A 7049-nucleotide genomic window follows, 5' to 3' on the forward strand; every position below is an offset into this window, starting at 1 on the left:
GGCGATCCAATCGATCACCGAGCCGCCGAGGCCGGGAAGCGCGCCGACCAGGCAGCCGATACCGGCGCAGCGCAGCGACAGCCACCAGTTCCGGGCCCAGTCGCGCAGGCCCTTGCCCCAGCCGCCGCCGAGGCGGCCGCCCTCTGCGATCCGGCTCTCCCGGCGCAGCAGGTCCACGATCTCAGGCGTGGCGAACATCGCCAGACCGACCACGATCAGCGGCACGGGCTCGATCAGGTATTCGGTGCCCAGCGACATCCGCTCGACGCCGGTCAGGGGCGCCGAGCCCAGTGCGCCCAGCATCAGACCGAGGGCACAAGCCGCCAGGCCGCGCCAGATGCTGATACCCGCCAGCATGCCGACCATCGACAGCGCCAGCACGACCAGCATGAACTGTTCGCCGAAGCCGACCGCGAGAATGATCGGCTTGGCGAAGATGATCGCAAAGGACAGCACGAAGGCGCCGAAGATGCCGCCGAACATCGAGGAGGTGAAAGCTGCGGAGAGGGCGCGGGTCGCCTCACCGCGCTTGGACATCGGAAAGCCGTCCAGGACCGTCGCCTGGGAGCCCGAGGTGCCGGGAATGCCCATAAGCACGGAGGGAAATGTGTCGGAGGTGGTGGTGACCGATTGCAGGCCGATCATCATGGCCAGCGCTATGCCGGGGTCCATGCCGAAAACGAATGGCAGCAAAAGCGCCAGGCCCGCGGTGCCGCCAAGACCCGGCATCACCCCGACGATAAGGCCAAGGACCACGCCGGTGACCAGCGCGAGCAAATGCTCGAGGCTGAACAGTGCGCTGGCGCCGATGAGCATTGCATCGATCACTGCTTTCGGTCCTTGCCGCCAGAGGGTTGCACAGGGGAAGGGGAGGCGGCCGACAGCGGGAGGAGGTCGTGTCGGCCGCCGAATGCAGTCGCCGACCTTAGTCGAGCGATGCGTTGTGGTGTTCCTTGAGCCAGCCCTTGGCCCAGTCGCGGGTCTCCGGCTTCATCTGCGTGCCGGCGGCGACGTTTCGGGTTGCGGTCTCGCCGAAGTAGATCGGGAGGGAGCCGACCTCTTTCTTGAGCGCTTCCTTGATCGCCGGGTCCTCGACCAGCTTCCTGAAGGCCTCGAGATAGGCTTCATAGATGTCGTCGGGGGTCCCCTTCGGCAGCATGACGGCCTTGGAGATCGCGACCTTGTTGTTCATCAGGTTCAAGACCAGGTCATAGCCGGGCCCCGACGGCGCCTCGCCCTTCACCTTGGTGTAGAACTCCTCGTAGGTCGGGATGTAGTCCAGATCGGGGTCGCGCTGGATCTTGCCGTCATTGTCGACGAAGCCCCAGGACCAGATCGCCCGCACTGCGCCGTCGCTCTTTTCGTCCTTTTGGAAGTCCTTTCGATATCCGCGGGTGTTGTCGGTGTTGATGTTCATCTCGCCGCGGACGAAGGCGGCTTCGGCCTTCTTCGAACTGAGGCCGAAAAGCACCTGCGGCTCGATGCCCAGCAGGTCGAGCGCGACCAGGTCCAGCAGCTCCGCCGAGATCGGCGTTTCGAGGCCAAAGCGCAGCTTGCCGTTGCCCTTGAGCGCTTCCCAATCGGACTTCATGTCGGTTCCGAGGCTGCCGGCGCCGGTCTGGCCGGACCAGCCGAAGAACGTCGCGCCGCGCGGGAAGTTGACCAGCGCGCGCCACTCGTTCGGATCGTACTTGGCCAGCTTGGACTGCAGCGTGATCGGAATGAAGGTCGAGGTCGAGGCGGTGAACAGCATGGTGCCGTCGGCCGGCGCGCTCCTGTGGAACTTGTTCGACGCCTTGATCGAGCCGCCACCCGGCTGGTTCAGCACCAGAACCGTCGGATTGCCGGGCAGAAGCTCGGCCAGCTTCGGTTGCAGAATGCGGGTCAGCCGGTCGGTGCCGCCGCCTTCGCGAAAGGGCACGATCCACTCGATGGTCTTGCCCGAAAAGTCCACGGCCTGCGCCGGGAGCGTGAGGGCGACGGTCGAAACCGCGGCCAGCGCACCGAGCGCAAGTGACTTCGTCCAGTGAGTCATAGGGTCCTCCTTTGAGCCGGTTTGGCGCCACAGCGCTTGCTGCGCGGCGGCCGTTCTTCAAATTTGCGATGTGCCGGCACTCTGCCCGATCAATGATAATTGAATCAAACGCAAAAAAATCATTGATTATGCACTTATATTCACTAATCATGGAGCCATGCAGATATCGCTCGATGACGTGATCGCCTTCGTCAGGATCGCCAAGCTGGGAAGCTTCAAGGAGGCTGCGGAGGAGCTCTGCCTGACGCAGTCGGCCCTGTCGCGCCGGATCAAGAAACTTGAAGACATGCTGGGCGCCAGGCTTCTGGACCGCACCACGCGGAGCGTCAGCCTGACGGTGATCGGAAACGACTTCCTGCCGGATGCCGAGCGCATGATCGGCGACTTCGAGAAGTCGGTCGGCGATATCCTCGACGTGATTCAGATGCGTGCCGGGCTGGTCAAGGTCGCCACCAACATGACGAGCGCCGACACGCTGATGCCGGAGATCGTGCAGCGCTTCAATGCCGTCTATCCGGAAATTCGGATCAGGATGATGGAGAGTTCAAGCCCGAAGGCCATTGATCGCGTTCTTACCGGCGAAGCGGAGTTCGGCATCTGTCAGAATGTGCTCGGCCATCCGGAGATCGCGTTCGAGCCGATGCTCGAGGACGAGTTCACGCTGGTCTGCCATCGGGACCATCCGCTGGCCGAGCGGGACTCCATTGCCTGGCAGGAGCTGGTTGACCACTCCTTCGTCAGCATGCGGCCCACAAGCGGCACCTGGAAGATTCTGGAGGCCTCGCTTGGCGAGAAGGCCAAGCTGATGCAGGGCAGCTTCGAGGTCGAGCATTTCGGCGCGCTGCTGGCGCTGCTCGGCCGGAACCTTGCTGTCTCCGCCCTGCCCAGGCTGGCGGTCGAGAAGCGCCCGGACCTGGACTTGGTCTCGGTGCCGCTTCGCTCTCCGCCGGTTTCCCGGAGCATCGGCGTCGCGACGGTGAAGGAGAAGTCGCTGTCTCCGGCGGCGGCGGCGATGCGCGATATCACCAGGGACGTGCTGACCAACACCACTCTCGGCAGAGCGGCGTCATACCTGGACCGCCCCCCTGGACCGCCCCGCGCTGCCAGGGCCGATGTGGGCTGAAGCGGACACTCAAACGTCCGGTCCCGCCGAGCGGATCAACAAGATCGATCCTGAGTAGATAGGGGACGTAGTTGGACTCTCGCCTTGCCCGTCCGTAGTATTTGCTTGCTGGATGCGCAACCTGGACGGATGCGGATCAATGAAAAAGGACCAAGTTCAGCGAAGGCTGGCGGCTATTCTCGCCGCCGATGTCGTCGGCTACAGCCGGCTCATGGACCTGGACGAGGAATTGACCCTTGGCACGCTCAAGGCCCATCGGCAGATCATCGACGGGCTGGTCACCCGCTATCGCGGCCGTGTGTTCGGGACTGCCGGCGACAGCGTGATCGCCGAGTTCGCCAGCCCGGTCGAAGCGCTGCGTTGCGCCCTCGAAATCCAGGAGACCATCGAAAACGGCAACGCCGATCTTCCCGAAGAGCACCTCATGCGGTTTCGTATCGGCATCAACCTGGGTGATGTCATGGTCGAGGGCGAGGATCTGCTCGGCGACGGCGTAAACGTGGCCTCCCGGCTCGAGGGCTTGGCCGATAGCGGAGGCATTTGCATCAGCGGCACGGTCTACGATCAGGTCGCGGGTAAAGTTTCCCGGGCCTTCGAGTTTATGGGCAATCAAACCCTTAAGAACATAGAGGGACCTGTTCGCGCTTACCGCGTCCTTACCGACCATGAGACATCGAAGGTGCCGGTGGAGGCGCGGGCTTCCTCCGCACTGGAATTCGCACCGCCGGACCGGCCGTCCATCGCGATCCTCCCCTTCAAGAGCCTGGGCTCCGATTCCGATAAGGACTACATCGCCGATGGACTGAGGTTCGGTATCTCGGCGTCGCTGGTTCAGTTGACCGGGCTGTTCCTGGTTCATGCGCCCGTCCTCAACGCTTATCGTGGGAAAGACGTGTCTGCCTTGACCGTGGGCGCCGAATTGGGCGCCCGCTACGTCCTGGAAGGAGCCGTGCAGCAAGCCGGCAGTCGCATCCGAGTCACGGTGCAGCTCACCGATGTCGATGCCAAGCGGACCATATTGGCAGAGCGCTATGACCGGGTTCTCGACGATGTCTTCCAGTTGCAGGATGAAATCACCCGGGAGGTGATTTCGCTGCTCAATGTGAAGCTTGTCGCCAACGAAATCGACAGGGTGTGGTTCGGCAAGCTCACCAGCCCGGAAGCGAAGGAAAACTACTATCGGGGCGCCAGCCACTTCTACGAGCTGAACAAGGACGACAACGCGACGGCCCGGCACTATTTCGAGGCGCTCTACCGGGTTCAACCCGATTCGGTCGTGGGCCCGAGCTACATCTCGGTGACCCATTGGATGGATGCCTTCTTCGATTGGAAAGACCCGCCAGCCCGATCGATCGAACAGGCGGCCGCGTGGGCGCAGAAGGCCATGCAATACGAGGACAACAACGGTATCGGCCATGCCGTTTTCGGGCACCTGCAGCTTCTCGACGGCAAATACGATGAGGCGCTTGCCAACTGTTCGACGGGGGTCAAGCTTCGCACGAGCTGTCCGCTGGCACACGCCCTCCTGGGACTTGTGCGCAATTTCTGTGGCGATGCGGAGTCAGCCGTCAAAAGCGCCCGCGAGGCCCTGCAACTGGAGAAGGTCTATCCGACCTGGTTGATCGACATTCTCGCCGCTGCCTATCGTGATTGCGGCGATGTCGAGCTCTCGATTCCGGCCGCGAAGGAGTCGCTGAGGCTCAACCCGCAGAGCAATGAAGCGCGATTAATCCTCTGCAGCGACTATCAACTTTCGGCCGATCATGACCAGGCGCGGCGGGTTGCCGGCGAGATCATGACCAACGATCCCGAATTCCGCCTTTCGAAATATGCCAAGAGCCAGCCGTACAAGGACCCGGCAAAGCTGAAGCACCTTATCGCAGTCCTGCGTGAGGCCGGTCTTCCGCAGTGACCACCGCCTCGCCGGCAGCATACGGTCTTCAGGATTGCGGTGCTGCGGAATCCGCCATCACGGCGCGCAGGCCCGTTCGCAGCTCGGCGATGAAGGCCCGGGCGAGGTTGGAGGGCGGTTTGTGCTTGGGGACCATGATCGAGGTCACGAGATAGATGGCCGGCGCGAAGGGACGAAAGACGATCTCCGCGTTCGCACCCTTGTAAAGCGCATAGCTTCTGACCGCCGCCGGGTCCGCAATCGCGTAGGCCAGGCCGCGTTCGACATAGGTGAACAAGGGGATGAAATACTGTGCCTCGAAGCGCGGCTTGAAGACCGCACCCATCTCGTCAAAGGCAGCCTTTGTCTGAATGAAGTTCGGGTGATCTTCATAGAGCGTTGCCATGGGTTTGCCGGACAGGTCCGCCGCCGTCACGGTCTTCTTGCGCGCCAGGGGGTCATCGGCCGGCACGGCGCAGAGACACTGCAGGCGGAGAATGTCGTGGTCCACGAGCGGCGATTCGTCGAACCCGGCGAACCCAATATCGGCCAGGCCGACGTCATACTGTTGCACGGCGATCAACTGCTGAACCTGAATGGAACTGCGGGCGATCAGCGAGACCTTCACCTGACTGCGGTGTTGCACGAATTTCGCGATGAGATCGGGTAGCAGGAACGCTGAGGGTCCCGGCATGGAGACCATCTGAATGGTGCCCTGATCGAGGTCGCGGATGCTCCTCATGGTGCGGTCGGCGGCGTTCAGGCGATCGATGATCGCGCTCGCCTCCTCAAGCAGATAGTGCGCTTCCGGGACCGGGAGCAGCCGCCCGCCCTGGCGCTCGAACAGCTTCATGCCGACCTCGTCCTCCAACCCGGCGATCTGGGCGCTGATTGCCGGCTGGGTTCTGAGCAGGTTGCGGGCGGCCTGGCTGACCGAGCCCGTCAACATGACCTCGCGAAAAGCGCTGAGCTGCTTGAAGTTCAAAACCTTCCCCCGATCAGTTCGCTCTCTAATATAAGAAAAATCGATAGATATAGAAGAATTAAAAATTTTAATTTATTGATGATGCTGTCCTATGCTGGCTCAGCGGGTTGTGGAACTGGCGTGCGGTCTCAGCCCCGTATTACAGTCAGGGTTCAATCGAGTTAGCGAAATCCATGGGAGGACAAAGAATGAAACTCAGCTCGAAGCTGGCGGCCGCAGCCGTCGCAACCGTTCTCTGCGCGAGTACGGTCGCGCAGGCGCAAAACCCAACCTTCTTCCGCATCGGCACGGGCAGCGCCGGCGGCACCTACTTCCCCATTGGCGGCACCATTGCCAACGGGATTTCCTCGCCTCCGGGCTCGCGGCCCTGCGATCAAGGCGGCCAGTGCGGCGTGCCCGGCCTGATCGCCATTGCCCAGTCGACCACGGCATCGGTGTTCAACAACGCCGCCGTGCAGAACGGCGAGTTGGAGATGGGCATGGCGGCGGCCGATGTGACCCGCTCCATGTACCTCGGCGTCGGCAAGTTCGAAGGCAAGAAGCACGAGAAGCTGCGCGTTGTCGCCAATCTCTATCCCGAAGACCTGCACCTGGTGCTGCCCAAGGGCAAGACCATCAACGACCTCGGCGACTTGAAGGGCAAGCGCGTCGGGATCGCGCAGGCGGGGTCCGGCACGCAGGTGGCCGTCCTGCAGATGCTGGACGCCTGGGGCGTGAACCGCGACAACATTGAAGAGGCCGAGCTGAACAACAGCCAGTCGGCCGAGCGCATGGCCGACGGCCAGCTCGACGCCTACTTCTATGCCGCCGGCTGGCCGGTGGCGGCGATGGTCCAACTGGCCTCGACCAAGGGCATGAACCTGCATTCCTTCACCGAAGCCGATCTGAAGAAGATCAACGATCTGATTCCCGCCTACATCCCGTGGAAGATGCCGGGGGGTGTTTACGAAGGGGTCGACGGTGACTCCCTGACGCCGGCGGTGAGCGCGCTGTTGGTGGTCTCTTCGGACCAGGA

At 62.5% G+C, this 7049-nt stretch carries 6 protein-coding genes; 3 read left to right on the plus strand and 3 right to left on the minus strand.

The annotated features are described in order from the left end of the window. Both Q0996_RS15150 and Q0996_RS15155 read right to left on the minus strand, forming a co-directional pair. On the minus strand, positions 1 to 828 hold an 828-nt coding region (locus Q0996_RS15150; RefSeq protein ID WP_299621371.1), incomplete at its 3' end, for a tripartite tricarboxylate transporter permease. A gap of 97 nt (positions 829 to 925) precedes the next feature. After that, positions 926 to 2035 (minus strand): hypothetical protein, encoded by a 1110-nt coding sequence (locus Q0996_RS15155; RefSeq protein ID WP_299621374.1) that lies wholly within the window; start codon positions 2033 to 2035, stop codon positions 926 to 928. 157 nt (positions 2036 to 2192) lie between these two features. Between Q0996_RS15155 and Q0996_RS15160 the strand changes: the two genes are divergently transcribed. Next, positions 2193 to 3158 (plus strand): LysR family transcriptional regulator, encoded by a 966-nt coding sequence (locus tag Q0996_RS15160; protein WP_299621377.1) that lies wholly within the window; start codon positions 2193 to 2195, stop codon positions 3156 to 3158. Positions 3159 to 3297: 139 nt separating this feature from the next. After that, positions 3298 to 5070 (plus strand): adenylate/guanylate cyclase domain-containing protein, encoded by a 1773-nt coding sequence (locus tag Q0996_RS15165; RefSeq protein WP_299621381.1) that lies wholly within the window; start codon positions 3298 to 3300, stop codon positions 5068 to 5070. Positions 5071 to 5098: 28 nt separating this feature from the next. Here Q0996_RS15165 and Q0996_RS15170 read toward each other — a convergent pair whose 3' ends face one another. Then, positions 5099 to 6034 carry a LysR family transcriptional regulator gene (locus Q0996_RS15170; RefSeq protein ID WP_299621384.1) on the minus strand — a complete coding sequence of 312 codons (936 nt, stop codon included), beginning with the start codon at positions 6032 to 6034 and terminating at the stop codon, positions 5099 to 5101. A gap of 188 nt (positions 6035 to 6222) precedes the next feature. Between Q0996_RS15170 and Q0996_RS15175 the strand changes: the two genes are divergently transcribed. Beyond that, positions 6223 to 7049 (plus strand): TAXI family TRAP transporter solute-binding subunit (locus Q0996_RS15175; protein WP_299621387.1); only part of this gene is annotated, 827 nt, incomplete at its 3' end.

The sequence above is a fragment of the Pelagibius sp. genome, from assembly GCF_028289705.1.
GTDB lineage: Bacteria > Pseudomonadota > Alphaproteobacteria > Kiloniellales > Kiloniellaceae > Pelagibius.

Excerpts from the sequence above, each read along its gene's own strand:
- Q0996_RS15155 (WP_299621374.1), bottom strand. The coding sequence starts at position 2,035 with ATGACTCACTGGACGAAGTCACTTGCGCTCGGTGCGCTGGCCGCGGTT.
- Q0996_RS15160 (WP_299621377.1), top strand. The coding sequence starts at position 2,193 with ATGCAGATATCGCTCGATGACGTGATCGCCTTCGTCAGGATCGCCAAG.
- Q0996_RS15165 (WP_299621381.1), top strand. The coding sequence starts at position 3,298 with ATGAAAAAGGACCAAGTTCAGCGAAGGCTGGCGGCTATTCTCGCCGCC.